The following is a 23,549-nucleotide window of genomic DNA, read 5'->3' as shown; positions in this document are numbered from 1 at the left end:
CGTCCGCTACGGCGTCTTGATACCCATCGCCTTCAACGCTTCCAGCATCTGCACCGGCGGCGCCATCTTGATCTGCGGCGCCTTGCCCGTTTCCAGCAGGCTCTTCAGCCCCGACAGGATTGCGGGCCAGCCGGTGCGGCCGCCGGAGAGGATGTCGTCGCTGAGCGGACGGTCGTGACGTTCGCTCATGGTGAGGCGGACGGCCTCGCCGGCTTGTTCGATCTCATAAGTGACAAGCGTGGTGCCGAGCTTCGCGACGAGGTCGGGCCAGTTGACGTTCCACGTCACCGTCAGCTTGGTCGGCGGATCGTATTCGAACACGTCACCCGAGATGTGTTCCGACCCGTCAGGCGCGCGGACGATGAATTTGCCGCCGAGTCTTGGCTCCATCTCAACCGCAAAGCCGGAAAAGTATTTGCGGCTGAACTCGGCGGAGGTCAGCGCCTCCCACACCTTGTCCGGCGTCGCGGCGATGTAAATCGTGTAGACGGTGAGCGGCTTGAACTGATCGAGGTTCATCTTGCATCGAATCCCTTGTTGAGGGCTGCACGCGGAATGGCCAGCACTTTGCCGCTTTCCAGCAGGCTCTTGAGACCGGACAGGATCGCCGGCCAGCCGTTGGAAACGGCGCCGAGATATTTGCCGCCTTCGACGAAGCCGTCATGCAGCACCGTCAAACGCACGAGCGAGCCGAATGGTTCGATGGTGAACACGACGCGCGAGATCGGCTCACTGCGCAGCTCCTCATATTTCTCATGCTTGAAGCTGTAGGACAACCGCCGTGGCGGATCGGCTTCGAGGATCTCGCCGGAATCGGTGGTCTCGCCATCCAGCAGCAGCGCGAAAGGGGAGCCGATTTTCCAGTCGGATCTGACCTCGGCGCCGAACCAGTATTGCTTGCTGAACTCGCTTGATGTCAGCGCCTCCCACAGCCTCGTTGGCGTGGTCTCGATGTAGGTGACATAGACGAATTGCGGCTTACTCATCACGCTTCTCCAACTGGCGTTTCAACTCGCCGAGTGCGGCGAGCTTGCCTCGCTCGAATTTCCTGATCCAGCGTTCGCCGATCTGATGGATCGGAACCGGATTGAGATAGTGCAGCTTCTCGCGGCCGTGCCTGATGGTCGTGACCAGATTGGCGTCTTCCAGAATGGCAAGGTGCTTGGTCACCGCCTGGCGCGTCATCGCGAGGCCTTCGCAGAGCTCGTTCAGCGTCTGGCCGTTCCTGGTGTGAAGCCTGTCGAGCAGCGACCGTCGTGACGCATCGGCGAGCGCTTTGAAGACCTCATCCATGGCGGCGATAATAGGCAACCAAATGGTTGCCTGTCAAGATGGTCTCTTTGGCGCCAGCAAATGGCTGTGCTAGCGTCAACGCTCAGCCAACACAGATTGGTTCCGGGAGGACTTTGATGTTCCGTTGGGTCCCGCTTGCGATAGGCCTCGCCGTTTCTGCCTGCAGCATCGCGGCACAGGCACAACAGGAGCAGACCATCGGCGCGCCGCCTGAAGCTTCCAACATGAAGCTGGTCGGTGTGAGCGACCTTCAGGCGCGCAGCGCGTATCAGCCGACCATTCATCACCAGGGCGACCGCTGGATCGCCTATATCGGTCATCACGGCGGCACTGACGATGTGCCCGCGCCCGTCAATCCGATGACGGGGCAGGCCGAGCCGAACGGAACCTCGATCGTCGACGTCACCGATCCCGCGAAGCCAAAGTATCTGCGGCACCTGCCGGGGCAGGAAGGCAAGTATGAATCTGGCGGCGCGCAGATGGTGCGGGTCTGCGACGGCAAATCGCTGCCGAAAGGGGATTCCAATGCGGTCTACATGCTGCGCACTTTCGGTGGTCAGGCGCATGAGATCTGGAACGTCTCCGATCCCGCAAGCCCGGTGCTCATCACGCGCATTGACGGTCTGAAGGACACGCACAAGAGTTGGTGGGAGTGCGACACCGGCATTGCCTTCCTGGTCTCGGGCGCGCCGGACTGGCGCACGCGGCGCATGACGCAGGTCTATGATCTCAGTGATCCCGCCCATCCACAGAAGATCAGGGATTTTGGCCTGCCCGGTCAGGAGCCCGGTTCGACCGGCCCGGTGCCGACCGAATTGCATGGACCGATCTCGACCGGGCCCAACGGCAATCGTGTCTTTTTCGGCTACGGCACCAACAAGGGCGGCATCCTGCAGATCGTCGATCGCGACAAGCTCTTGAACGGGCCGAAGGAGCCGACGCCGGACAATCTGCGTTTTCCGGAGATTTCGCGCCTGCCGATGTCCGCCTTCAACGGCGCACGCACCACGTTTCCGATGCTCGACATGCCGGTTGCGGAATTTGCCGAGGACAAGGACGGCAAGACCCGAGACATCGTCATGATCGTCGACGAGGCGATCCTCAACGAATGCGGCGAGGCGCGGCAGATGGTCTGGTTTGCCGACGTCACCACCGAGACGCGGCCGATGATGATCTCGAGCTACACCGTGCCGGAGGCGAGCGGACAGTTCTGCCAGCGCGGCGGCCGCTTTGGTTCGCATTCCGCGAACGAGAGCATGGCGCCGGTCTATTACAAGAAGATGGCTTTCATCGCCTTCTTCAATGCCGGCGTGCGCGCGCTCGACATCCGCGACCCCTATCATCCTAAGGAAGTCGGCTACTTCATTCCGTCGATCACGAGCGCGACCGACAAGCGCTGCATCCCGATCGAGGGCGGCCAACGCTGCAAGGTCGCGATCCAGACCAACAATGTCGAGACCGACGACCGCGGATATGTCTACATCGTCGATCGCGCCAATACCGGCCTGCACATTCTCGAATTGACCGGATCCGCGCGCGCCGTCGCCGGTCTGCCGAAGACCTGACGATGCGGCGTGGGGCAGCGTTAGCAGCAATGGTGATCGCACTCGGTGTGTCCGGGGTCGCGACCTATCAGCTTGCGCCGGCACCCGCCGAAGAGACGGCGCGCTGGCGCGAGATCGCCTGGCCGTTCCCGCGCGACGGCTGGCCGTCCGGGCGCGCGTTCCGTTGCGATGGCGCCTGCGCCGGCACTGAGCTGTACCTGCGCGCAAAACGCGGCTTTTGCAGCTGTGACCGCGGTGTCGCCGATGACGACGAGGTCGATCGTGTTGCGGATATAGATCTGATCAGCCCGCGCTTTGCGGCCGTCGCGCCGGGTGAGGAAGTTGGCATTGGAGCGATGCGCGGCCGTGCCAGGCGCTATGATCTGGATAGGCCCGACCACACTCGTCACGCCGCGCTCGGCATCGCCGTCTCACGGGGCTGCGATCTCTTCGTTGCGGCTGCGCAGGGAAGCGGGGGAACAGGCGTGATGCAGCGCGCGGTGCTCGTGTTCCTGCAGACGCCGGAGATGAAGACGTGGGTGACGGCTGCGCTGGACGGAAACTGAGGGTCATGCATTAATGTCCCAAACCGCTCTCAGCGAGTCCTCCCCATGATGTCTCTGCAAGCCTATCTCGCCTTCCTTGCCGCCTGCATCGCGCTCGCGCTGCTGCCGGGGCCGATCGTCACCCTCGTCATCGCCAACGGGCTGCGTCACGGCACGCGTGCGGCGCTGACCAATGTGGCCGGTGCGCAGGCCGGCCTCGCCATCGTCATCGGCATCGTCGCGGTCGGCCTGACCTCACTCATGGCGACCATGGGCTACTGGTTCGACTGGGTGCGCTTTGCCGGCGCCGCCTATCTGGTCTGGCTCGGCATCAAGCTGATCTGGGCGCCGGTCGAGGGCGTCAAGGTGGACGAGCCGCCGGCGCCGCCGCGCGGCGGATTCTTCCTGCAAGGTTTCCTGGTGCTGCTGTCGAACCCGAAAGTGCTGGTGTTCTTCGGCGCCTTCATCCCGCAGTTTATGGACATGAACCGCGACCACTTCCCGCAGGTCGCGCTGCTGGGAGCTACCTTCATGGTCACTGCGGTGATGACGGACGCGCTCTACGCCATCGCCGCCGGGCGTGCCCGAAAGTTCTTCTCGGCTCGCCGCACCCGCATGATGTCGCGCATCTCCGGCGGCTTCATGATCGGCGGCGGCATCTGGCTGGCGCTGACCAGGGCGAAATAACCGCCATCGGGCTAATCGACCAGCCTCGCCGCCCGCAGCTCCAGCTCGATCTCCGCGAAAATCCGCGCCAGCCGCTCGGCCCATTGTTGCTGGCCGGACTGGTCGGCGATCAGATCCTGGCGGATCTCGATGCCGGTGTTGACGAGGCCGCGGGCTTCGCCATGCACGGGGATGGTGTAGTCGGTGAGGTCGTTCACCGCATAGGGTTCGTTATCGCCGACGACGAGATCGCCCTCGCTGCGCAGATGCTTGAGCAGCAGCTGCGGCAGCACGGTGTCGCGATTGTAGAGCGCGCCGATGTGCCAGGGACGCGCGACGCCGGCGTAAACGGGGGTGAAGCTGTGCAGCGACACCAGCACCGTCGGCCGCTTGTCGTGCACGCGGCGGTCGATCGCGGCATCGATACGGCGGTGATAGGGCTCGAAAATCTCGCGCCTGCGCGCTTTGCGCTCCTGCTCCGAAATTCCCTCGTTGCGCGGGATCGCGGTTGCTTCGGAAATCACGGGGATCGAGCTCATGGCGGCCGGCGGCCGGTTGCAGTCGATCACCAGCCGCGAATAGCGCTGGGCGATCAGATGTGCGCCCAGCATCTCTGCCAGCCGGTCGGCAACCCCCGCGATGCCGATGTCCCAGGCGATATGCCGCGTCAGTTCGCCTCCCGCGACGCCCAGATCGCCAAGCGTACGCGGCAGGACCCGTCCGTAGTGGTCCGAGGTGAGCAAAAAAGGCGATGTCCCTTGCGCATTCACCTCGTGCACCGGGGGGACGTCACCCTCGCTGAGGAGTTGATTGGTCGCCTCGATTGTGTCTAAAGCCATCCTGATTGCCTAATGAAACAGCAGTCACCCCAAAGAATCGGGCTGGATTGCTATAGATTGGTCCGCCCGACATCACCATGATTGCCTGACGATGCCGCTGCTGACGATTCATCACAAGACCGAATATCGCTACACCCGCCCTGTGGCGTTCGGCGAACACAGGATCATGCTGCGTCCCAGCGACGGGCATGATCTGCGCGTGCTCGACTCCAGGCTCGAGATCTCGCCCGAGCCGATGTCGCTGCACTGGATCCACGACGTGTTCGGCAATTCGGTCGCGATCGCGAATTTCGACGAGCGCGCGGACACGCTGGTCTTCGACTGGCACGTCACCGTCGAGCACAATCCGGTCGAGGAGTTCGCGCTGACGCCGGACGACTCGGCCTATTTCTATCCGTTCGCCTATGACGACGAGGAATTTCCCGACCTCGTCCACTACATCACGCCGCAATATACCGATCCCGACGGCGAGATCGCGGAATGGGCGCGCGGCTTTCTCGACGAGGACGCGCCGACGCCGACCTTCAAGATTCTGAGCGGCATGACCCACGGCATCCGCGAGCGGTTTAAATACCGCAAGCGCCACGAGTTGGGCACGCAGCATCCGCTCGACACCTTGCAGTCCGGTAGCGGGACCTGCCGCGATTACGCGCTGTTCATGATCGAGGCGCTGCGCCATCTCGGCATCGCCGCACGATTCGTCTCCGGCTACATCTTCCTGCCGGAGGATATCGAGCAGCGCCATGTCGGCGGTGGTTCGACGCATGCCTGGGTGCAGGTCTACCTGCCGAGCGCGGGCTGGATTGAGTTCGATCCGACCAACGGCATCGTCGGCACCCGCGACCTCATCCGCGTCGCGGTCGCACGCGATCCGCGCCAGGCGATCCCGCTGCACGGCGTCTATATCGGCGCTGCGGGCGCGTTCGATGCCATGGACGTGACCATCAGGGTGGTGTCGGACGAGCAACGCAGCGGCGAGGAGCTGGAAGCCGAAGTTTCGTAGACGCTCACCGCCGTCGTCCTGGCGAAAGCCAGGACGACCATGGAATGTGTGGCGCTGTCGCTCTGCATCATTCGCAGCTATAGAGCCCGCATGATCTCCAATCGTCTTTTCGTCTACGGCACGTTGATGCGCGGCTTCGACCATCCGATGGCGCGGCTGCTTGCCGGGCACGCGGATTTTCTGAGTGAAGCGACCTGCCGCGGCCGGCTCGTTCTGGTGAAGCATTATCCGGGGCTGCTGCTCTCCGATGTGCCGTCCGACCGCGTCCACGGCGAACTCTTCCACCTGCGCGTACCCGACGAGCTCCTGCGCGAGCTCGACATGTACGAGGCCTGCGGTGAGGGCTTTCCCGAGCCGACCGAATATCTGCGCCGGCTGGTCGACGTGACAGGCGCGGACGGGGTGACGGCACCGGCCTGGACTTACATCTACAACTGGCCCGTCACCGATCTGCCGCGCATCGAATCCGGCCGCTTCCTCGATCACTAGGCCGAAAGCACTTCCTTCACCGCGCGCACGTCGACCTCGCGCTCGACATAGGTCCACTCCTCGGTCCGCCGGAGCATCGCGACCAGCTCCTCGAACAGCGAGGCGTGCGCGGGCGCGAATTCGAACCAGGTTAGGAAATCGAAGGGCCCGCCAAGGTCGCGGCAATGATAGAGCTGCCGCGCAATCGCAGGCAGGAAGCGCAGGCTGCTCGCGATGTGATGCGACTTGTCTTCAAATATCCTGCGGCGTTCTTCCTGGGTCAGATCCCACCAGGCCTGCGACTTGCGGATCGGGATCAGCGCGGCGCTGGTTGCTTCCAGCCGGCCGAGGCCGGCCTGCATGGCAGTGAGCTGCTCCTTCTCGCCGCGCTCGGTGTAGCGCAAGCTGCTCGCGACACCGACCAGCCGCCAGGCATTGCGCGAGGGCACCAGCGGCAATGCGATGGCCTCGCTGTCGGTGACCGACAGCGCCGGCATGAAGGCGAGGGGCTCGCCCGTGACGGGCGAAATCGAGGTGATGCGCCAACCCCCGCTCTGGCCGCCTCGGAAGGTCCTGAACATGGCCCATGGAAGCGTGGAACCGGGGCGGGTTCAAGGCTTCTGTCACGAGCCTCCGAAGATATTCTCCGGATCAAGCCCGCTTCTTCGGCTTCGACTTCTGCTGCATGAAGGAGCGCAGCACCGCATTGATGCGCCGCTGATAGCCCTCGCCATCGCGCTTGAAGAAGTCGAGCACGTCCTCGTCGAGGCGGATGGAGATCGCCTTCTTCCTCGGCGGCATCACCAGCACGGCGTCCGACCAGTCGACGTCCTTGAACTCCGCCCAGTCGGGATCATTTGCGATCGAGGCTTCCAATTCCTCGTCCGTCATTGCATCGACACGGGCCCAATCACTATTACCCTTGCGGCGATCTCCCCATCGACGCTTCACGATATGCTCTTTTTTCATCTGGCCTCGGACGTCGCGCTGAAATGATACGGATCGCTTTGTCTCTTCGCGTGAAGATCACTGTCAGAAGTCGGTCGTCGAGTTTTCCGATCGCGATCCACCGCTCTTCGTCGTTGCGATTCGACCGTTTGATGACGACACGTTCGTAGAAGACCTGACTGGCATCGTCGAAGCTGATGCCATGTTTGATCAGATTAGTCCGGTTCTTCTCTTCGTCCCATTCAAACCCGGCAGACGCGAGAGAGCTGAAATCCGGCATCAGTTTCTCTGTATATACAATCGTATTTTTGGATTATCAAGCCTGTGGATATGGACTGAACATATCATGAACATTAAATAAGGCGTTGAAGCAAGGCCGGCGTTCGCCTTTCTGAGGTGGGCGCTTCACGCGGCCGAGCTGACAGAGTTCCATTCCGCCATGCGCTTCACGCCCCAATTCCTCGACGAGCTGCGTGCCCGGCTTTCGGTCTCCGAAGTCGTGGGCAAGCGCGTCAAGCTGAAGAAGGCGGGGCGCGAGTGGAAGGGGCTGTCGCCGTTCCAGCAGGAAAAGACGCCGTCCTTCTACGTCAACGACCAGAAGGGTTTTTACCACGACTTCTCCTCGGGCAAGCACGGCGACATCATCAGCTTCGTGATGGAGACCGACGGCCTGCCGTTCGCGGAGGCCGTGGAGCGGCTCGCCAATATGGCGGGCCTTCCGCTGCCGGCGGTGACGCCGGATGCGGCGCGTCAGGAGCAGCGGCGCCGCTCGCTGCACGACGTGATGGATCTCGCGGCGAAGTTCTTTGCCGAGACGCTGGCCTCGCGCGTCGGCGCCAAGGCGCGCGGCTATCTCGCCGATCGTGCGATCTCGCCGGCGACGCAATTGCAGTTTCGGCTGGGCTATGCGCCGCCCGATCGCTTCGCACTGAAAGAGCATCTCGGCAAGCTCGGCGTCTCCGTCGACGACATGATCGAGACCGGCATGCTGGTGGCAGGCAACGACATCCCGGTGCCCTATGATCGCTTCCGCGATCGCGTGATGTTTCCGATCACGGATCTGCGCGGCCGCGTCATCGCCTTCGGCGGGCGCGCGCTGGAGAAGGACGTTCCGGCCAAGTACCTGAACTCGCCGGAGACGCCGCTCTTCCACAAGGGCGACAATCTCTACAACCACCAGACCGCGCGCAAGGCCACCCATGACGGCAGCGCCCTCGTCGTGGTCGAAGGCTATGTCGACGTCATCGCCATGGTCACCGCGGGCTTTGCCGGCAGCGTGGCGCCGCTCGGCACTGCACTCACCGAAAACCAGCTCGCGCTGCTCTGGAAGATGGCGGACGAGCCGATCCTCTGTTTCGACGGCGACCGCGCCGGCCAGAAGGCGGCTTATCGTGCCGCGGATCTCGCCTTGCCGTTCCTCGCGCCGGGCAAGAGTCTTCGTTTCGCGCTGCTGCCGGAAGGGCAGGACCCCGACGATCTCGTGCACTCCGGCGGTCGCGGTGCGATCGAGGAGGTGATCGCGGCGGCGCGTCCGCTCGCCGAGATGATCTGGTCGCGCGAGCTCGAAGGCGGCAATTTCGCGACGCCCGAGCGCCGCGCCGCGCTGGAGGCGCGCATCAAGGAGCTCTCCAACGGCATCCGCGACGAAGTAGTGCGGCGTTATTATCGGCAGGATCTTGCCGAGCGGCTTCAGCGCGCCTTTGCCCCCGAAGGCGGGCGCGGCGGCTTTGGCGGCGGCCGTGGTAATTTCCGCCCCGGCTCGGCCGGTCGTCAGTTTCAGCCCCGTGGTGGGGGAGGCGCGAATCGATTCGGCAATCAGGGATTTGGAGGCCGCCGCGGCCCGCCCGGTCCGATCCAGCTGCCCTCCGGGCCCTACCAAGCGGCGAGCGCGCAGCTCGCGGCAAGCCCGATCATGCGCGGTCAGCGCAGCGCCATCTCCCGCCGCGAGGCCCTGATCCTGCAAATCCTGATCAACCACCCCTGGCTGCTGCACGATCACCTCGAGGAAGTCGCGGCCCTGGAGCTCGCCCATCCCGAGGTCCATAAGCTCCGGGCCGGCATCATCGCCGCTTTTGCCAACGACCATCACCATTCGCCGGACCCTGGCGAGCTCGCCGAGAAAATGCGCAGCGATCTCGAGAAGGGAGGTTTTTCTCAGGCTCTTCAAAGGGTTGAGGGCGGCATCACGACCGCGGCGGTGTGGGGCGCCCGCGAGGGCGCGGCACGGGACGACGTTCTCTCCACCTGGCATCAGCTGGTTGCCTTGCATCGGCAGTACCATTCACTACTTAGAGAGCTGAAAGACGCCGAGCTGGCCTTGGGGGAAGATCCCAGCGAGGCCAACATGGCGTGGCTGCGCGACGTCAAGGCTCGGATAGGCGAAGTCGATGGCACCGAGGCCCTCATCGAGGGTTTTGGCGAGCTGTCGGGTCGGTTCCAGAAGAGCGTGTGATGAAAGAATCATGCGGACGGCCGGGGCCGGAACCGCTAAAAGACTCGCCAAATCCGAGGTTTGGCGGCAAAAACAGGGTTAATCGAGGCTTAACGGTCTTGTAGCACTTTGGCCACCAGGCGGCCGCAGGCAGAACAGATGCGTCAGGAATGAATCCGCGCAATTGCTGTTGGCACTATACCTGCAACCGCTGCGACAAAGAGGCTCTACGAAGCGTTAGGCAAATCCGGCGAGTGAAAGGTCGGGGGTGGCGACAAGAGGTCCGCGCCGCCCTTTCCGTGTCGAGATCTGACGAAGCGAGAGCATCGAACAACAGGTTCAAGTGATTTCACGCGGGCGCGGCGAACGTCTGTGTGAAACGCGTTTAGGAGCAATGGATGGCCACCAAGGCAAAGACGCTGCAGGCGAAGGACAAGGAAAAAGACGACAAGGCAGCGGACGCGCCGGAGAAGGACTCCCAGGACGCGCCCTCGCCGTTGCTCGATCTGTCCGACGCGGCCGTGAAGAAGATGATCAAGCAGGCCAAGAAGCGCGGCTTCGTGACCTTCGATCAGCTCAACGAAGTTTTGCCGTCCGACCAGACCTCGCCCGAGCAGATCGAGGACATCATGTCCATGCTCTCGGACATGGGCATCAACGTCACCGAAGCCGACGATAGCGAAGGCGAGGAAGACAAGGACGAGAGCGGCGAGGACGAGACCGACAACGAGCTGGTCGAAGTCACCCAGAAGGCCGTCACCGAGGTCAAGAAGAGCGAGCCGGGCGAGCGCACCGACGATCCCGTGCGCATGTATCTGCGCGAGATGGGCACCGTCGAGCTGCTGTCGCGCGAAGGCGAAATCGCGATTGCGAAGCGCATCGAGGCCGGCCGCGAGGCGATGATCGCAGGGCTGTGCGAGAGCCCGCTGACCTTCCAGGCCATCATCATCTGGCGCGACGAGCTCAACGAAGGAAAGATCTTCCTTCGTGACATCATCGATCTCGAAGCCACCTATGCCGGGCCCGACGCCAAGGCCGGCATGAACAATGCGATGATCGCGGGTCCCAACGGTGAGACCGGTGAAGCGCCGGCCGAAGGCGGCCAGGTCACCGGCGCCGCGCCCGCGCATGTCGCGCCGCCCGCCGCACCGCCGTCGCCGACCCCGTTCCGCGCCGCGCCTGTGCCCGGCAATGCCGGCGAAGCCGCGAAGGATCCGGCGGAGTCCGCCGCCGAAGCCGACATGGACGAGGACGACGAGTTCGAGAACCAGATGTCGCTTGCGGCGATCGAGGCCGAGCTCAAACCGAAGGTCGTCGAGATCTTCGACAAGATCGCCGACAGCTACAAGAAGCTGCGCAAGCTGCAAGAGCAGGACATCCAGAACCAGCTCGAGAGCACCTCGCACGGCCCCTCGCTGTCGCCGCACCAGGAGCGCAAGTACCGCAAGCTCAAGGACGAGATCATCGTCGAGGTGAAGTCGCTGCGCCTCAACCAGGCGCGTATCGACTCACTGGTCGAGCAGCTCTACGACATCAACAAGCGCCTCGTCTCGCATGAGGGCCGCCTGATGCGCCTCGCCGACAGCCACGGCGTCGCGCGCGAGGACTTCCTGCGCAACTACACCGGCTCGGAGCTCGATCCGCGGTGGCTCAACCGTGTCTCGAAGCTGTCGGCCAAGGGCTGGAAGAACTTCGTCCATCACGAGAAGGACCGCATCAAGGACCTTCGCCACGAGGTGCATCAGCTCGCGGCCCTGACCGGCTTGGAGATCATCGAGTTCCGCAAGATCGTGCACTCGGTGCAGAAGGGCGAGCGCGAAGCCCGCCAGGCCAAGAAGGAGATGGTGGAAGCCAACCTCCGTCTCGTGATCTCGATCGCCAAGAAATACACCAACCGCGGCCTGCAGTTCCTCGACCTGATCCAGGAAGGCAACATCGGCCTGATGAAGGCGGTCGACAAGTTCGAGTACCGCCGCGGCTACAAGTTCTCGACCTACGCCACGTGGTGGATCCGGCAGGCGATCACCCGATCGATCGCCGACCAGGCGCGCACCATCCGCATTCCCGTGCACATGATCGAGACGATCAACAAGATCGTGCGCACCTCGCGCCAGATGCTCAACGAGATCGGCCGCGAGCCGACTCCTGAGGAATTGGCCGAAAAGCTCGGCATGCCGCTGGAGAAAGTGCGAAAAGTCCTCAAGATCGCCAAGGAGCCGTTGTCGCTGGAGACGCCCGTCGGTGACGAGGAGGATTCACACCTCGGCGATTTCATCGAGGACAAAAACGCGATCCTGCCGATCGACGCCGCGATCCAGTCGAACCTGCGCGAGACCACCACGCGCGTGCTGGCCTCGCTCACCCCCCGCGAAGAGCGCGTGCTGCGCATGCGCTTCGGCATCGGCATGAACACCGACCACACGCTGGAAGAAGTCGGCCAGCAGTTCAGCGTGACCCGCGAGCGTATTCGTCAGATCGAGGCGAAGGCGCTGCGGAAGTTGAAGCATCCGTCGCGGTCGCGGAAGCTGCGGAGCTTCTTGGATAACTAGTTCAAGCGCCGCGACTTGGCGGTTGTTGAGACAATAACGGCGGGCGAAAGCCCGCCGTTTTCGTTCGCGCCTACTTCGACCGCGTTCAGCCAAAGAGCCTCATCAGCTTTCTATCGGATTATACTTCCGATGAGAAAGGTGCATCGATCTTGCAATGCCGAATGGATGGCTCCTGCCTCGACGTGGCGCAGATCGACATTTATGCTTCGATGATGCCGGCTCACCTCACCGTCTGGTACAACACCCGCTGCCCTGTCTGCGATGCCGGCATCGACTGGCAGCGCAACAAGCTGCTCGCGTTGGTGCGCGCGGGCACGATCGAATTCAGGGATATCAACGAGCAGCCCGATGCGCTGGCGCACTTTGGCGCCACGCTCGACGATATCAGGCGCCGCCTGCATGCGACCGATGAGGCCGGCCGACTTATCGTCGGCGCGGATGTCGCGATTGCGCTGTGGAGGCTGACGCCGGGAGAGGGGTGGCTTGCGGGGTTGTTCGGCAATCGCGTGGCGCTGCCGTTCACCCGGTTCTTCTATGACCGGTTTGCCGATCTGCTGTTTGCCTGGAACAGGCGGGCCGGGCGCTGGTGAGCGCCTGCCTGGATCGGCCTATTTCTTCTTCGCGCCGACCCGCTCGAGGTTCTTGATCTCCAGCGCCGGGCGGCCGGATTTTTCGGCGATCTCGCGGTCCTGCTCCATGATGAAGGCGCGGGCCGGCTCGTCGCCGTCGAGGCCGCCGAGCAATTCGGCGGGCACGCGCCGGTTGGAGCGTTGGGAGCCGTCTTCATAGAAGACGTTGAAAAAGGCGAATTCGCCCTTGGGATTGGTTCCGGGTTTTTTGGCCATGGCCGGCTTTTCGTCGATCAGGGGGCCATAGTCAAATGACTTTGGCAGGTTTCCGGAGGCCGGCTGCGGACGCTGCTGCGGCAGAACTGGCTGGGCGATCGATCGACGAACCCGTTTGCGCGGCGCTTGGATGTCGGGTGGAAGCGTCCAGCGCTTCGTAAAACCCGATGCGCTCCTTCGAGGAGACCCTTACCTTCAGCCTTGCCTCACCCTTGCCGCAACAAACGGCGGGCCGCGAAGCCCGCCGTTTATTTTGGTCTTCAGCGTCGCCCGGGGCTGGCAGGGCGACAACCTAGAATAGAATGTTATAACCGGCGCCATGCCATGGCAAGGCAAATCGTTGGCGCTGCGATGTCGCAGCGAGCGCATGAGATATGCAGTGGTCGCGACATCGCGTTTCGATCAGCATCAAAGCAATTGCTTGGACGGCTAAAGCACTTTGTTCATATTTCCTGCTCTCGCAACGCAACGCAACGCAGCGAGCGCTGCGCGCCTTGTCAGAACGCGCGTTTGCCTGCACGTATTCCCGCGTGCGTGCAGAAGTCGCGCTGACAAACATATGTTAATCCGTTTTCGCCCTTCACGCTGTTCCCATCACGTTACGAGTGCCGCATGCACCGTTCTCACGGCGCCACCAGCTCCACGCGCCGGTTGAGCGCACGGCCTGCGTCCGTTGCATTCGGGCCGACCGGCGCCAGCAATCCAACACCGGCAGTGCGCAACCGCGCCTGCGCGATGCGAAAGTTCTTCACCAGCTCGGCTGCGATGGCTTCGGCGCGGCGCTTCGACAGGTCGAGATTGTATTCATAGGCGCCCTGGCTGTCGGTGTGGCCGACGATGAAGACGTTGAGCTGCGGCTGGCTCGTCAGCAGCTTTGCGATCTGCTCCAGCGTCGGGCGGCTTTCCGGTTTGAGCACGGCCTTGTCGGTGTCGAAATAGATGCCATAGAGCGCGATGTGGCCGGTCTCGCCAAGCCCCTTCGCCATCGCGGCGGCGTCCACCATCTTGTTCGCGATGGCGCCGAGCTCGGCGACGGTGACCTGCGCGGTGATGTCCTGGTTGTTCTGGCTGACGAGGACGCTGGCGAAGGTCTCGCGCCCGCCCTCGGTCTTGCGGCCGGCGTAGTAACGGTAGTTGAAACCATCGACCCACATCTGCGGGACCGGCAACGTGTCGATGGCTTCGGTAAAGGGAATGGCGCCGCAGGCATCGGTGTCGCAGGTGAGCAGGGTCTCGAAACCGGCTTTGGTCAACTGCGTCTCGAAATTGCGCGACACTTCCAGGATCGAGGGGCCGGGATTGGTGCGATAGGCGATGCGAAAGACGCGGCCCTCGAGCCGCCGCGCATCGGCGGGCTGACCGTCCCTGAAGGGAGCCGCTTGCATCCGCGCCGCGTCAAAATCCTTCATCACATAGCCGGTGATGACGCTGCCGGCGAACCGGCCGATGCCGGGATAGTCGCGGCCACCGGCCACATCGCGCGTCTGCGCGGAAGCGGCCGTCAGGGTGAGGGAGAGCGATGCGAGGACGCCGAGCATGCGGCGCGACATGGACATAGACATGGTCATCTCGATCGGTTGGGGAGGGGGCGAGCGCATTTGATTTGTCGCAGACAGGATGCGATCGGTTCTGGCGGGGATTTGCCGCTTTGACGCGAATCCGGTTCCCGGGCATGATCGCGCGCTGCCTTCCCCGCCCATTCCCTGTAGGATTCATCCGAATGTCGAAATACGCCTTGGCCATCGCCTTCATCGCCTGTCTGGCCGGCGGATCGGCGCAGGCCGCGCGCTGCGGCGGCGACTTCAACAGCTTTGTCGCCAGCATGACCTCGGAAGCGCAAGCCGCCGGCGTCTCGGCGAGCGTGACCAGCGCGGCGCTCAGCGGTGTGCAGCAGGACGGCGCGGTGCTCGCCTTCGACCGGCGCCAGCGCTACACCTTCAACAAGAGCTTCGAGCAGTATGTCTCGACCCGTGTCGGCCCTGGCCGCATCAATGGCGGCAAGGCACTGCTGCAGCGCCACGCCGCACTGCTGTCGCGCATCGAACAGCAGTTCGGCGTGCCCCGTTATATCCTAGTTGCGATCTGGGGGCTGGAGAGCGATTTCGGCAAGGGCGACATCGGCAAGCTGCCGGTGATCCGCACCCTGGCGACGCTCGCGCATGACTGCCGCCGCACCGAGCTGTTCCAGGGCGAGCTGCTTGCGGCGTTGAAGATCGTGCAGCGCGGCGACCTGCCGCTGCGCGACCTGATCGGCGCCTATGCCGGCGAGATCGGCCAGACCCAGTTCCTGCCGTCGTCGTACGTCAAGTACGGCGTCGATTTCGACGGCGACGGCCATGTCGATCTCCGCCACAGCGTCCCCGACGTGCTCGCCTCGACCGCGAACCTGCTCCACACCAGCGGCTTCAAGATGGGCCAGCCTTACGGCGAAGGCACCGCCAATTTCGAAGCCATGCGCGAATGGAACAGGGCGGTGATCTATCGCAGGACGATCGGGTATTTTGCCGATCGGCTGGCGGGGCAGTGAGGGCGTGACGTCTCTCCGCCGTCGTCCTGGCGAAAGCCAGGACCCATTACCCCAGGCGGGACTCGTTACAACGACTGGCAGTCACGTACCTGGTAACTGGCAGTCTTCGCCAAACTGAATTCGGTGGCTATGGGTCCTGGCTTTCGCCAGGACGACGGCCGCGGGTGAATGATGCCATTCGCCTCATGCCTCACTTCGTCCCCTTCGCCATTCTCTCCAGCTTGCGCTGTAACGGCGCCCAGTACGTTCCCGGGCGGAAGCGCTGCAGGAGATCCATGAAGCGCGCGTCGTTACCGATCAGGATGCGTGGCTCGTTTCTTTCGATGCCCCTGATGATGCGCAGCGCGGCGTCTTGCGGCGTGGTCTTGGCTGCGTTCTCGAACCGCTCGATCGATTGCGACCGGCGCGCATTGTCGGTGACGCCGACCCCGGTGTGCGAATTGCGGGCGATAGCGGTGGCGACGCCGCCGGGATGCACCACCGACAGCCTCACGGCGCTGCCCGCCATCGCAAGCTCGTGCCGCACGCTCTCGGAAAAGCCGCGCACCGCGAATTTCGCCGCGGCATAGGCCGACTGTCCCGGTGGGGCGATGATGCCGAAGATCGAGGACAGGTTGACGATGTGCGCCTCGCCCATCGTCTTCAGATGCGGCAGGAAGGCGCGCGTGCCGTGCACCACGCCCCAGAAATTGATGTCGAACAGCCAGTCCATCTGCGCCTGGTCGATCTCCTCGAACGAGCCCATCAGCGCCACGCCGGCATTGTTGACGACGATGCCGAGCGCGGGATGCGCGACGGTCGCCTCACGCGCGAACTGCGCGATGTCGTCGGGTTCGCTGACGTCGAGGCGATGCAGGCTGACCTTGCATGCAGCTCCGATCTCGGCCGCGAGCGTCTTCAGCCCGGCCTCCTCGCGATCGGCGAGCGCGAGATCGCAGCCGCGCCGCGCAAGCTCGATCGCCAGCGCGCGGCCGATGCCGCTTGCCGCTCCGGTGACGGCGGCGGCGCCGCGGATCGCAGTCATGATGATCCCCCGTCGAGCCTCTCGAGCGGAACTATGATTTACATTTTTTCATATTGGAACCGAACCGCATCGCGGTTCCCACCTTAACCTACGTTACTTGATGAAGACAGGCAGCATTGGGAGCCGCCGATGGGACAAGCACAGCCATTTCGCGCCACCGCACTGATCGTGGAAGACGACCTCATGCAGAGGGAGATGCTCAGTCTTCTTCTCGAAGAAAGCGGCTACGACGTCATTCAGTGCGAGAGCGCCGAGGCGGCCGAGCTGGTGCTCGACAAAAGCGCGGGCGTGCTCTGCCTGATGATGACCGACGTCCAGCTTGCCGGCCGCATGAACGGGGTCGAGCTCGCGCACGTCGCCAAGGACCGCAACCCCAGGCTCGACATCGTCGTCACTTCCGGCCGCCCCTTGATGCAGGCCTTGCCCGACGGCGCAAAGTTCTGGGCCAAGCCCTGGGCGCCGCTCGACGTGCTCCGAGAGGCCGAGATCGCACAGCTGTCCTGACGGTCGGTCCGGCTGGCCGGCTTTCGTGGTCCCGGGCGCGGTGATAAGGTCGGTCCATGACCTTGTCCTTCCTGCTCACTTCGCTGATCGTCGTCGCCTCGCCCGGCACCGGCGTGCTCTACACGCTGGCCGCCGCGCTGACCCGCGGCTCGCGCGCGAGCATCGCGGCCGCCTTTGGCTGCACCCTTGGAATCGTGCCGCACATGACGGCCGCGATGCTGGGGCTCGCCGCCGTGCTCCACACCAGCGCGCTCGCCTTCGCCGCACTGAAGTGGTGCGGCGTCGCCTATCTGCTCTACATGTCCTGGCAGGCGCTGCGCGAGACCGGGGCGCTGGCAGTCGACGGCGAGATCCGCGAGCGTTCGGTCGGCCGGGTGATCGTGACTGGCTTCCTGATCAACATCCTCAATCCAAAGCTGTCGATCTTCTTTTTGGCCTTCCTGCCGCAGTTCATCGCCGCGGACGAAGCCCATGTGTTGGCGCGGATGCTGGAATTGAGCGGCGCCTTCATGGCGATGACATTTGCGGTGTTCGTGGTCTACGGCCTCTGTGCGGCCTCGGTGCGCGAGCGCGTCATCTCCCGCCCGCGCGTCATGGCCTGGCTGCGCCGGAGTTTTGCTGCCGGCTTCGCCGCGCTCGGCGCCAAGCTGGCGTTCGCGGAGCGGTAGTTTCTCCAGCCAATAAAAAAGCGGGCCTTGCGCCCGCCACCTTCGATCTCTCGACCTACCCGAAGCCCGGGCGGAGCGAACTCCACCCGGGCAAAAGAATAAGAAGCCTCGTTACTTCTTCTTCGCTGCCTTCTTGGCCTTCTTCTTCGTCGCCTTCTTCGCCTTCTTCGCTTTCTTAGCCATAGGATCCTCTTAAGGGTTAATGGTGAAACGCGACACGAGGGATGCTCGGCGGAGGGCCAGCCTCGCAACATCCTCGATGACAAGCTCAGCAGATTCGCGCGCTTCTGCCCCGCGCTGTCACATCCGTGTCATCGCGTTATCCACAGCTCAGATGCGTTTTCTGGCGATTTTGGCCCGCGAATCCGCATCGCCGGCCATGCCTAACGATCCGACAATGCGCCAGCCGTTCATGAATCCAAAACCAAAGGCACGTTTTCGCGGATCGCAGTGAGACTCCGTTAAGCGCGACGGCCGCATTGTCCTCCGCAAGAAAACGGGGACGGGTCATGAACGGACAGCTGGCAGGGACAGAGGGCGCGACGCTGCGCGTGTGGCGCGCGCCATGCTGAACGTGCCGACGCTCTGGACCGTGTTCGTCGTCAACTTCCTGGCGCTCGGCCTGATCTGGGCCTACGTGACGCGCTCCTATCCGAAATTCGCGGCCGCGCGGTTCTGGATGGCATCGTGCTTCGTCGGCGCGACCGGCACGATGGCGGCCCTGATCCGCCTTTTCGTCGTTTCGCCTGTCCCGCTTCTGCTCGGAGCCGCCGGTGTCATCGCGGCGAGCTGCCTTGCCGCCATGGGCATTCAGCGCTTCTACGGTCGGCCGGTGTCCTGGCGCCTCATGACCGCGACGGGAATTCTCAGCCTCGGCGGCGTCGTGTTCTTCATGGTCGCATACGATCACATGCAGCTGCGTATGCTCAGCTACTCGCTCGGCCAGGCGCTGCCGCTGGCGCTGTCGCTGCGTTTGCTGCTTTCGCCGTCGGAAGGCCGTGCCAGCCCGGGAGCCCGGCTCTCCGGCATCGTGATCATCACCATCATCGCGATCTTCGCGGCTCGTGCGATCGGCAATCTGCTCGGCGGCGATTTCTCGTCGGTCTCCGGGGGGCAGTCTCATGCCGTGATGGTGCTGGGCCTCCTGTTCCTGTCGATGACGCTCAATTTCGGCTTCCTGCTGATGGCGATGGACCGCCTGCGCAACGAAGTTGCCGACCTCGCGCTGCTCGACGATCTCACCGGTGTCGCCAACCGGCGGCACCTGTTGCAGCGGCTGGGTGAAGAATGCGCCCGCTCGGAGCGCAGCAGCGAGCCGTTCTCGCTGCTGGTGATCGATCTCGACGGCTTCAAGGCCGTCAACGACACCCATGGCCATGCCGCGGGCGATGCCTGCCTGCAGCACTTCACCCTGATGGCGCAGACGCGCTTGAGGCCCGGCGACATGCTTGCCCGCACCGGCGGCGACGAATTCTGCGTCGTGCTGCCGTCGTCGACCTTGCGCGAGGCGGCTGTGATCGCCCGCCGCGTGCTCGAGGTCTGCCGCCAGGATGCCGTCAACTGCACCGGCATCGACATCCCGATCGCGATCTCGATCGGGGTGGCGCAGTGGGACCGCGGCGTCGGCCAGTTTCCGGACCGCCTGATCGCGCATGCCGACCACGCCCTCTATGCCGCCAAGAAGAACGGCAAGAACGACTTTGCGGTCCACGATCCGGCGCCGCCGCTCATGCCTGACCCGATCGGTCCAGGCGAGGCCTTGCGCAAATTCGCGTAAGGGCGTGCTAATCTCTGGTCCGCATTGGACCCGCATGATGATCTCTCGCCTGCTCGCGGCCGTTCTCGCCGCTCTCATTCTGATCACACCCGCCGCCGCGACCGACGCCGAGCTCGCAAAGCTCGCGCGCGCCTCCGGCACGCCCGACATTCCCGGCCTGAAGATGGTGTGGCTGGCGCCATGGGGCGATGTCGGCAACGCAAAACCCTGGCGCAACATCATCGTGCACCAGACCGAGGGACCGGCAGGCTCGGCGCGCGGCGGCGCGCAGGTGCAGGCTAAGAATCCCACGCGTCGCGGCGTCACATTGTGGGTCGAGACCGACGGCACCGTCTATTGGGCGGTCGCGGAAAACCTGGTGCCGACCCACGGCGACGGTGCCAACCGCAACGACAATAAGTACATCGACAACAAGCCGACCTATCGCCAGGTGGTGCGCGACAATTCGATCGGCGTCGAGTTCGCCGGCAATTATCCCGACGTCACCACGGGCCCGACCGCGGCGCAGGTCGCGGCGTGGAAGATCCTCGTCCAAATCCTGCGCGCGCGCTACGGCATCCCGCTCGACCACGTCTATGCGCACAACTGGATCGACTACAAGGACGCCCGCTATTGCGAAGGCTGCTGGCTCGCGACGCTGGCGCGGGTTTGGGGGGAGTAGGTTAGGGAGGCGCTGGTGGTGCGCTCTTCCCTTCTCCCCTTGCCGGAGAACGTGGCGCAAAGCGCCGGATGAGGGGTATCTCTCCGCGAATGACCATGTGAGAGGCGTGCTCGCGGAGGCAACCCCTCACCCGTCTCGCTCCGCGAGCCACCCTCTCCCGCAAGGGGAGAGGGGAAAAGCAGCTACACCGGCTCCGACATCCAGCCGAACAACCGCCGGATCAATCCCGGCCGCCGCGGCACTTCCGGCGGGCCGTCCGCTGCCAGCACGCGTTTGAAGAAGTAGTCCAGGAACACCATGTCGTTCGGCTCGGTGACGGTGAATGTCTCGTCGCCGAAATAGACGCTGTAATTGAAGAAGAACGGACCCATCAGCGGGATCGTCGCGGTCGAGGCATAGTCCTTCGAGATCACGAACTCCGAGGGCTCGAGCCCGTGCTCGCGCATCGCCTGCTCGACCAGCGGCAGCTTGCGCATGAACTGGGCGGAGAAGCCGCCGACGGTGGATTGCAGGATGATCGACACGGTGCGTGTCCGTTCTCTTGATGCTGTCGGCCCGATGCTTTTGGTCGGTCGACCGGCAGCGCGGGTTCAAGATGCCTGGTCCGCGTCCTCGCGAACATGCCGCGCCTCACACGCAAACAAAAAAGCCGGCGTTGCCGCCGGCTTTCTGTCTCTTGTCGATCCGCCAATCTCTGGCGCTAGAAACTCGCGCTTAGAGCGCGGCTTCCAGCGCGGCCTGTTCGGCCTTTGCAATCGTGCCCTTGACCGCGGACTGCACCTTCTCGAAGGCGCGGACCTCGATCTGGCGGACGCGCTCGCGCGACACACCGAACTCGGCGGCAAGGTCTTCCAGCGTCATCGGCTCATCGGCGAGGCGACGGGCCTCGAAGATGCGGCGTTCGCGCGGGTTGAGCACACCCATGGCGCCGTTCAAGGCGTCGCGGCGGTGATCATACTCTTCGTGCTCGGCCAGCATGGCTTCCTGGTTGGGCGAATTGTCGACCAGCCAGTCCTGCCATTCGCCGGCTTCGCCGTCGTCGCGGATCGGAGCGTTGAGCGACGCGTCGCCACCGAGGCGGCGGTTCATGTCGACCACGTCCTGGGCCGTGACGCCGAGACGCTTGGCAATGATGGCCACCTGGTCGGGGCGGAGATCGCCTTCGTCCAGCGCGGAAATCTTGCTCTTCGCCTTGCGCAGGTTGAAGAACAGCTTCTTCTGGTTCGCGGTGGTGCCCATCTTCACGAGCGACCACGAACGCAGGATGTACTCTTGAATCGACGCCTTGATCCACCACATCGCGTAGGTAGCGAGACGGAAGCCCTTCTCGGGCTCGAACCGCTTCACCGCCTGCATCAGGCCGACATTGCCTTCCGAGACGACCTCGGAGATCGGCAGGCCGTAGCCGCGATAGCCCATGGCGATCTTGGCCACGAGACGGAGATGGCTGGTGACGAGTTGGTGCGCGGCGTCACGATCATCGTGCTCGCGCCAACGCTTGGCGAGCATGTATTCCTGCTGGGGTTCCAGCATCGGAAACTTGCGGATTTCGCCGAGGTAACGGGAAAGGCCGGATTCGCCATTAAGGACCGGCAAGGTAGCTGTACGGGCCATAGTGCGCCCTCCAAACAGGTTCAGGCCCCCGATAGCGGCGGGCCAGGCAGACGACCGCTTGGTTAAAGCCGATCGGTGCTGCGATGTTCCGCGTTGGTCTTCAACGCAAGCGCAATATACTCCATCGCGAGGCAAAAAGGGAAGGATTGCTGACGTCACGTCCCCGTGTGGCAGCTATAACTTTTTGTAATGTAAAGCATTTCTGAAGCGGCCTGCGTCATAGCGCCGCTTTCAGGGCCCCCTGGAGGAGAAGCAAATCCTCCGGCAGAGGCGCTTCCCAGTGGAGTAATTCTCCAGTCCTCGGGTGCTCCAATACCAGCAGGTAAGCGTGCAGGGCCTGCCGCCCCAACGCGGCCAGGACGGCCTGCGACTCCGGGCCCAGCTGGTTTGCCTTGGTCTTGAAATGCGGGCCGTAGACGGCATCCCCCATCAGGGGGTGGCCGATATGGGCGAGGTGGACGCGGATCTGGTGGGTGCGCCCGGTCTCGAGCTCGCAGGCAAGCAGCGCCGCGATCGGCTTGCCGTCGCGCCCGTTAAAACTCTCCAGAAGCTCCCAATGCGTCACAGCCTCGCGGCCGCCCTGGCGCACCGCCATCTTCTCGCGCGCATGCGGGTGGCGGTCGATCGGCGCGTCCACGGTGCCGCGATGGCGGCCCGGCAGCCCCCAGGCGAAGGCCATGTAGCCGCGCCGCATCGGCCCGGTGCGGCCGTGGTCGGCGAACTGCGCGGTGAGCGAGGCATGCGCGAGGTCGTTCTTGGCGACCACCATCAGCCCGGTGGTGTCCTTGTCCAGCCGGTGCACGATGCCGGGCCGGCGCACCCCGCCGATGCCCGACAGCGATGAGCCGCAATGGGCGATCAGCGCATTGACCAGCGTGCCGGTCTCGTGGCCGGCCGCGGGATGCACCACCAGCCCTTTCGGCTTGTTGAGGACGACGATGTCGTCGTCCTCGAACACGATATCGAGGGCGATATCCTCGCCTTTCGGCTCCGGCGCGGCCGCTTCCGGCACGTCGATTGTGATCGTATCGCCGGAGGCGACGTGATAAGCGGGGTCCCGGATCGCGGCGTCCCTGAGGCTCACCGCGCCCGCCAGAATCAGGGCTTTCAGCCTCGATCGCGACAGTTCGGCAAGGTGCACAGCCAGCACGCGGTCGAGCCGGGTCGAGCCCTCGGAGCCCTCGACGACAATCTCCAACCTTTGCGCAGAGCCAGAATTTTCCATGACGACGTCTGATACCGTTGTTCCCGAACCGAGCCCCGAGCAGGCCGCGCTGTTCGCCCGGGTGCGGCGGATGATGCTGATCGCGGGGTTGACCACGGCGCTGGCAATCTGCGCCGTGCTGATCGCGGTGGGCTACCGCCTTTTCAAGTCCGAGGGAAGGGCGCCCGAGCCAGCAGGCGACGTGACCGCCACCCTGCCCAAGGGCGCCAGAATCGTCTCGACCGGTGTGGCCGGCGACCGGCTCGTGATCACGCTTGATGTCGGCGGCGTCACCGAAATCCGCACCTTCGACGCCCATACCTTGAGGCCGGCCGGAAAGCTGAAATTCGCGAACGAGCCGTGAGTCTGGCCCCGGAACTCGCCGCCATCGTCGCGCTTGCGTGAACGAGAACGTCGTTCCGCTTTGCCTTAACCATCC

27 protein-coding genes are annotated in these 23,549 nt (G+C 63.9%); 14 read left to right on the top strand and 13 right to left on the bottom strand.

Going from position 1 to position 23,549, the window contains the following annotated elements:
* Positions 1–6: 6 nt before the first annotated feature.
* The 3 genes from BRA1253DRAFT_RS18095 to BRA1253DRAFT_RS18085 are packed head-to-tail and all read right to left on the bottom strand — an operon-like array spanning position 7 to position 1,293.
* Positions 7–519, bottom strand: coding sequence for an SRPBCC family protein (locus tag BRA1253DRAFT_RS18095; protein ID WP_007596644.1), 513 nt, complete (start codon positions 517–519; stop codon positions 7–9).
* Positions 516–986: an SRPBCC family protein gene (locus tag BRA1253DRAFT_RS18090; protein ID WP_007596642.1), complete on the bottom strand. Its 471-nt coding sequence runs from the start codon at positions 984–986 to the stop codon at positions 516–518. Before BRA1253DRAFT_RS18090 ends, BRA1253DRAFT_RS18095 begins: the two co-directional genes overlap by 4 nt.
* Positions 979–1,293, bottom strand: coding sequence for a helix-turn-helix transcriptional regulator (locus BRA1253DRAFT_RS18085; RefSeq protein WP_007596640.1), 315 nt, complete (start codon positions 1,291–1,293; stop codon positions 979–981). The genes BRA1253DRAFT_RS18090 and BRA1253DRAFT_RS18085 overlap by 8 nt, the downstream gene beginning before the upstream one ends.
* A gap of 116 nt (positions 1,294–1,409) precedes the next feature.
* Here BRA1253DRAFT_RS18085 and BRA1253DRAFT_RS18080 point away from each other — a divergent pair, with 116 nt between their 5' ends.
* Genes BRA1253DRAFT_RS18080 through BRA1253DRAFT_RS18070 form a run of 3 tightly spaced genes read left to right on the top strand, consistent with a single transcriptional unit; the run spans position 1,410 to position 4,069 of the window.
* Positions 1,410–2,858: an LVIVD repeat-containing protein gene (locus tag BRA1253DRAFT_RS18080; protein ID WP_007596638.1), complete on the top strand. Its 1,449-nt coding sequence runs from the start codon at positions 1,410–1,412 to the stop codon at positions 2,856–2,858.
* A gap of 29 nt (positions 2,859–2,887) precedes the next feature.
* Positions 2,888–3,403 carry a hypothetical protein gene (locus BRA1253DRAFT_RS18075; RefSeq protein ID WP_007596636.1) on the top strand — a complete coding sequence of 172 codons (516 nt, stop codon included), beginning with the start codon at positions 2,888–2,890 and terminating at the stop codon, positions 3,401–3,403.
* 45 nt (positions 3,404–3,448) lie between these two features.
* On the top strand, positions 3,449–4,069 hold the full coding sequence (locus tag BRA1253DRAFT_RS18070; protein ID WP_007596634.1) for a LysE family translocator: 621 nt from the start codon (positions 3,449–3,451) through the stop codon (positions 4,067–4,069).
* Between the two features lie 11 nt (positions 4,070–4,080).
* On the opposite strand, the gene BRA1253DRAFT_RS18065 is transcribed toward BRA1253DRAFT_RS18070, so the two are convergent.
* Positions 4,081–4,887, bottom strand: a complete 807-nt coding sequence (locus BRA1253DRAFT_RS18065) for an N-formylglutamate amidohydrolase (RefSeq protein WP_007596632.1) — start codon at positions 4,885–4,887, stop codon at positions 4,081–4,083.
* Between the two features lie 91 nt (positions 4,888–4,978).
* On the opposite strand from BRA1253DRAFT_RS18065, the gene BRA1253DRAFT_RS18060 reads away from it, so the two are divergent.
* Together BRA1253DRAFT_RS18060 and BRA1253DRAFT_RS18055 are read left to right on the top strand one after the other, a co-directional pair.
* Positions 4,979–5,890, top strand: a complete 912-nt coding sequence (locus BRA1253DRAFT_RS18060; RefSeq protein ID WP_007596629.1) for a transglutaminase family protein — start codon at positions 4,979–4,981, stop codon at positions 5,888–5,890.
* Positions 5,891–5,980: 90 nt separating this feature from the next.
* A complete protein-coding gene (locus tag BRA1253DRAFT_RS18055; RefSeq protein WP_035993593.1) occupies positions 5,981–6,379 on the top strand; it encodes a gamma-glutamylcyclotransferase in 399 nt (132 codons plus the stop codon).
* On the opposite strand, the gene BRA1253DRAFT_RS18050 is transcribed toward BRA1253DRAFT_RS18055, so the two are convergent.
* The 3 genes from BRA1253DRAFT_RS18050 to BRA1253DRAFT_RS18040 form a co-directional block, all read right to left on the bottom strand.
* Complete coding sequence (locus tag BRA1253DRAFT_RS18050) at positions 6,376–6,939, bottom strand: chlorite dismutase family protein (RefSeq protein ID WP_007596625.1); 564 nt, start codon at positions 6,937–6,939, stop codon at positions 6,376–6,378. The two genes, BRA1253DRAFT_RS18055 and BRA1253DRAFT_RS18050, sit on opposite strands and share 4 nt — an antisense overlap.
* Positions 6,940–7,009: 70 nt before the next feature.
* The gene (locus BRA1253DRAFT_RS18045; RefSeq protein ID WP_245285940.1) at positions 7,010–7,249 is read right to left on the bottom strand and encodes a BrnA antitoxin family protein; all 240 of its coding nucleotides are present in this window, start codon (positions 7,247–7,249) and stop codon (positions 7,010–7,012) included.
* Positions 7,250–7,274: 25 nt separating this feature from the next.
* Entirely contained in the window at positions 7,275–7,586 is a 312-nt protein-coding gene (locus BRA1253DRAFT_RS18040; RefSeq protein WP_007596621.1) for a BrnT family toxin, read from the bottom strand.
* A gap of 159 nt (positions 7,587–7,745) precedes the next feature.
* On the opposite strand from BRA1253DRAFT_RS18040, the gene dnaG reads away from it, so the two are divergent.
* The 3 genes from dnaG to BRA1253DRAFT_RS18025 all read left to right on the top strand — a co-directional run bounded on the left by dnaG (position 7,746) and on the right by BRA1253DRAFT_RS18025 (position 12,876).
* Positions 7,746–9,758, top strand: a complete 2,013-nt coding sequence (gene dnaG / locus BRA1253DRAFT_RS18035; RefSeq protein ID WP_007596620.1) for a DNA primase — start codon at positions 7,746–7,748, stop codon at positions 9,756–9,758.
* 377 nt (positions 9,759–10,135) lie between these two features.
* Positions 10,136–12,286 (top strand): RNA polymerase sigma factor RpoD, encoded by a 2,151-nt coding sequence (gene rpoD / locus BRA1253DRAFT_RS18030; protein ID WP_007596618.1) that lies wholly within the window; start codon positions 10,136–10,138, stop codon positions 12,284–12,286.
* A gap of 209 nt (positions 12,287–12,495) precedes the next feature.
* Complete coding sequence (locus BRA1253DRAFT_RS18025) at positions 12,496–12,876, top strand: thiol-disulfide oxidoreductase DCC family protein (protein ID WP_371261371.1); 381 nt, start codon at positions 12,496–12,498, stop codon at positions 12,874–12,876.
* 18 nt (positions 12,877–12,894) lie between these two features.
* Here the strand turns inward: BRA1253DRAFT_RS18025 and BRA1253DRAFT_RS18020 are convergent, their stop codons facing one another.
* Complete coding sequence (locus BRA1253DRAFT_RS18020; protein ID WP_007596614.1) at positions 12,895–13,131, bottom strand: hypothetical protein; 237 nt, start codon at positions 13,129–13,131, stop codon at positions 12,895–12,897.
* 623 nt (positions 13,132–13,754) lie between these two features.
* Positions 13,755–14,693, bottom strand: coding sequence for an OmpA family protein (locus tag BRA1253DRAFT_RS18015; protein WP_007596612.1), 939 nt, complete (start codon positions 14,691–14,693; stop codon positions 13,755–13,757).
* 158 nt (positions 14,694–14,851) lie between these two features.
* On the opposite strand from BRA1253DRAFT_RS18015, the gene BRA1253DRAFT_RS18010 reads away from it, so the two are divergent.
* Positions 14,852–15,658, top strand: coding sequence for a lytic murein transglycosylase (locus BRA1253DRAFT_RS18010; RefSeq protein WP_007596610.1), 807 nt, complete (start codon positions 14,852–14,854; stop codon positions 15,656–15,658).
* A gap of 190 nt (positions 15,659–15,848) precedes the next feature.
* Here BRA1253DRAFT_RS18010 and BRA1253DRAFT_RS18005 read toward each other — a convergent pair whose 3' ends face one another.
* Entirely contained in the window at positions 15,849–16,682 is an 834-nt protein-coding gene (locus BRA1253DRAFT_RS18005; RefSeq protein ID WP_007596608.1) for an SDR family oxidoreductase, read from the bottom strand.
* A gap of 129 nt (positions 16,683–16,811) precedes the next feature.
* Here BRA1253DRAFT_RS18005 and BRA1253DRAFT_RS18000 point away from each other — a divergent pair, with 129 nt between their 5' ends.
* The 4 genes from BRA1253DRAFT_RS18000 (at position 16,812) to BRA1253DRAFT_RS17985 (ending at position 20,292) form a co-directional block, all read left to right on the top strand.
* Positions 16,812–17,186: a response regulator gene (locus tag BRA1253DRAFT_RS18000; RefSeq protein WP_007596606.1), complete on the top strand. Its 375-nt coding sequence runs from the start codon at positions 16,812–16,814 to the stop codon at positions 17,184–17,186.
* Between the two features lie 56 nt (positions 17,187–17,242).
* Positions 17,243–17,854, top strand: coding sequence for a LysE family translocator (locus tag BRA1253DRAFT_RS17995; RefSeq protein WP_007596605.1), 612 nt, complete (start codon positions 17,243–17,245; stop codon positions 17,852–17,854).
* A 565-nt stretch (positions 17,855–18,419) separates the two neighbouring features.
* Positions 18,420–19,631: a GGDEF domain-containing protein gene (locus BRA1253DRAFT_RS17990; protein WP_007596603.1), complete on the top strand. Its 1,212-nt coding sequence runs from the start codon at positions 18,420–18,422 to the stop codon at positions 19,629–19,631.
* Between the two features lie 34 nt (positions 19,632–19,665).
* Entirely contained in the window at positions 19,666–20,292 is a 627-nt protein-coding gene (locus BRA1253DRAFT_RS17985; protein WP_007596601.1) for an N-acetylmuramoyl-L-alanine amidase, read from the top strand.
* Positions 20,293–20,474: 182 nt separating this feature from the next.
* Here BRA1253DRAFT_RS17985 and BRA1253DRAFT_RS17980 read toward each other — a convergent pair whose 3' ends face one another.
* The 3 genes from BRA1253DRAFT_RS17980 to BRA1253DRAFT_RS17970 all read right to left on the bottom strand — a co-directional run bounded on the left by BRA1253DRAFT_RS17980 (position 20,475) and on the right by BRA1253DRAFT_RS17970 (position 23,131).
* Entirely contained in the window at positions 20,475–20,816 is a 342-nt protein-coding gene (locus tag BRA1253DRAFT_RS17980) for a hypothetical protein (RefSeq protein ID WP_007596600.1), read from the bottom strand.
* Between the two features lie 190 nt (positions 20,817–21,006).
* The gene (rpoH, locus tag BRA1253DRAFT_RS17975) at positions 21,007–21,906 is read right to left on the bottom strand and encodes an RNA polymerase sigma factor RpoH (RefSeq protein WP_007596598.1); all 900 of its coding nucleotides are present in this window, start codon (positions 21,904–21,906) and stop codon (positions 21,007–21,009) included.
* A gap of 217 nt (positions 21,907–22,123) precedes the next feature.
* Positions 22,124–23,131 carry an RluA family pseudouridine synthase gene (locus BRA1253DRAFT_RS17970; RefSeq protein WP_007596597.1) on the bottom strand — a complete coding sequence of 336 codons (1,008 nt, stop codon included), beginning with the start codon at positions 23,129–23,131 and terminating at the stop codon, positions 22,124–22,126.
* On the opposite strand from BRA1253DRAFT_RS17970, the gene BRA1253DRAFT_RS17965 reads away from it, so the two are divergent.
* Positions 23,130–23,474: a hypothetical protein gene (locus BRA1253DRAFT_RS17965; protein ID WP_007596596.1), complete on the top strand. Its 345-nt coding sequence runs from the start codon at positions 23,130–23,132 to the stop codon at positions 23,472–23,474. The genes BRA1253DRAFT_RS17970 and BRA1253DRAFT_RS17965 overlap by 2 nt on opposite strands.
* Positions 23,475–23,549 lie beyond the last annotated feature (75 nt).

The sequence above is a fragment of the Bradyrhizobium sp. WSM1253 genome, assembly GCF_000244935.1.
Lineage (GTDB): Bacteria > Pseudomonadota > Alphaproteobacteria > Rhizobiales > Xanthobacteraceae > Bradyrhizobium > Bradyrhizobium canariense.
Note: the sequence above shows the minus strand (reverse complement) of the source record. Positions and strands in the feature narration are given on the sequence as shown.

Bases quoted from the DNA above. Each gene is read 5' to 3' on its own strand.
- BRA1253DRAFT_RS18025 (WP_371261371.1), top strand. From the start codon at position 12,496: ATGATGCCGGCTCACCTCACCGTCTGGTACAACACCCGCTGCCCTGTC.
- BRA1253DRAFT_RS18005 (WP_007596608.1), bottom strand. From the start codon at position 16,682: ATGACTGCGATCCGCGGCGCCGCCGCCGTCACCGGAGCGGCAAGCGGC.
- BRA1253DRAFT_RS18070 (WP_007596634.1), top strand. From the start codon at position 3,449: ATGATGTCTCTGCAAGCCTATCTCGCCTTCCTTGCCGCCTGCATCGCG.
- rpoH (WP_007596598.1), bottom strand. From the start codon at position 21,906: ATGGCCCGTACAGCTACCTTGCCGGTCCTTAATGGCGAATCCGGCCTT.
- BRA1253DRAFT_RS17985 (WP_007596601.1), top strand. From the start codon at position 19,666: ATGATGATCTCTCGCCTGCTCGCGGCCGTTCTCGCCGCTCTCATTCTG.
- BRA1253DRAFT_RS17990 (WP_007596603.1), top strand. From the start codon at position 18,420: ATGCTGAACGTGCCGACGCTCTGGACCGTGTTCGTCGTCAACTTCCTG.
- BRA1253DRAFT_RS18085 (WP_007596640.1), bottom strand. From the start codon at position 1,293: ATGGATGAGGTCTTCAAAGCGCTCGCCGATGCGTCACGACGGTCGCTG.
- BRA1253DRAFT_RS17970 (WP_007596597.1), bottom strand. From the start codon at position 23,131: ATGGAAAATTCTGGCTCTGCGCAAAGGTTGGAGATTGTCGTCGAGGGC.
- BRA1253DRAFT_RS18090 (WP_007596642.1), bottom strand. From the start codon at position 986: ATGAGTAAGCCGCAATTCGTCTATGTCACCTACATCGAGACCACGCCA.
- BRA1253DRAFT_RS18080 (WP_007596638.1), top strand. From the start codon at position 1,410: ATGTTCCGTTGGGTCCCGCTTGCGATAGGCCTCGCCGTTTCTGCCTGC.
- BRA1253DRAFT_RS18095 (WP_007596644.1), bottom strand. From the start codon at position 519: ATGAACCTCGATCAGTTCAAGCCGCTCACCGTCTACACGATTTACATC.
- BRA1253DRAFT_RS18075 (WP_007596636.1), top strand. From the start codon at position 2,888: ATGGTGATCGCACTCGGTGTGTCCGGGGTCGCGACCTATCAGCTTGCG.
- BRA1253DRAFT_RS18020 (WP_007596614.1), bottom strand. From the start codon at position 13,131: ATGGCCAAAAAACCCGGAACCAATCCCAAGGGCGAATTCGCCTTTTTC.
- BRA1253DRAFT_RS18060 (WP_007596629.1), top strand. From the start codon at position 4,979: ATGCCGCTGCTGACGATTCATCACAAGACCGAATATCGCTACACCCGC.
- rpoD (WP_007596618.1), top strand. From the start codon at position 10,136: ATGGCCACCAAGGCAAAGACGCTGCAGGCGAAGGACAAGGAAAAAGAC.
- BRA1253DRAFT_RS18040 (WP_007596621.1), bottom strand. From the start codon at position 7,586: ATGCCGGATTTCAGCTCTCTCGCGTCTGCCGGGTTTGAATGGGACGAA.
- BRA1253DRAFT_RS18045 (WP_245285940.1), bottom strand. From the start codon at position 7,249: ATGACGGACGAGGAATTGGAAGCCTCGATCGCAAATGATCCCGACTGG.
- BRA1253DRAFT_RS18010 (WP_007596610.1), top strand. From the start codon at position 14,852: ATGTCGAAATACGCCTTGGCCATCGCCTTCATCGCCTGTCTGGCCGGC.
- BRA1253DRAFT_RS18015 (WP_007596612.1), bottom strand. From the start codon at position 14,693: ATGTCTATGTCCATGTCGCGCCGCATGCTCGGCGTCCTCGCATCGCTC.
- dnaG (WP_007596620.1), top strand. From the start codon at position 7,746: ATGCGCTTCACGCCCCAATTCCTCGACGAGCTGCGTGCCCGGCTTTCG.
- BRA1253DRAFT_RS17965 (WP_007596596.1), top strand. From the start codon at position 23,130: ATGACGACGTCTGATACCGTTGTTCCCGAACCGAGCCCCGAGCAGGCC.
- BRA1253DRAFT_RS18055 (WP_035993593.1), top strand. From the start codon at position 5,981: ATGATCTCCAATCGTCTTTTCGTCTACGGCACGTTGATGCGCGGCTTC.
- BRA1253DRAFT_RS18000 (WP_007596606.1), top strand. From the start codon at position 16,812: ATGGGACAAGCACAGCCATTTCGCGCCACCGCACTGATCGTGGAAGAC.
- BRA1253DRAFT_RS18065 (WP_007596632.1), bottom strand. From the start codon at position 4,887: ATGGCTTTAGACACAATCGAGGCGACCAATCAACTCCTCAGCGAGGGT.
- BRA1253DRAFT_RS18050 (WP_007596625.1), bottom strand. From the start codon at position 6,939: ATGTTCAGGACCTTCCGAGGCGGCCAGAGCGGGGGTTGGCGCATCACC.
- BRA1253DRAFT_RS17995 (WP_007596605.1), top strand. From the start codon at position 17,243: ATGACCTTGTCCTTCCTGCTCACTTCGCTGATCGTCGTCGCCTCGCCC.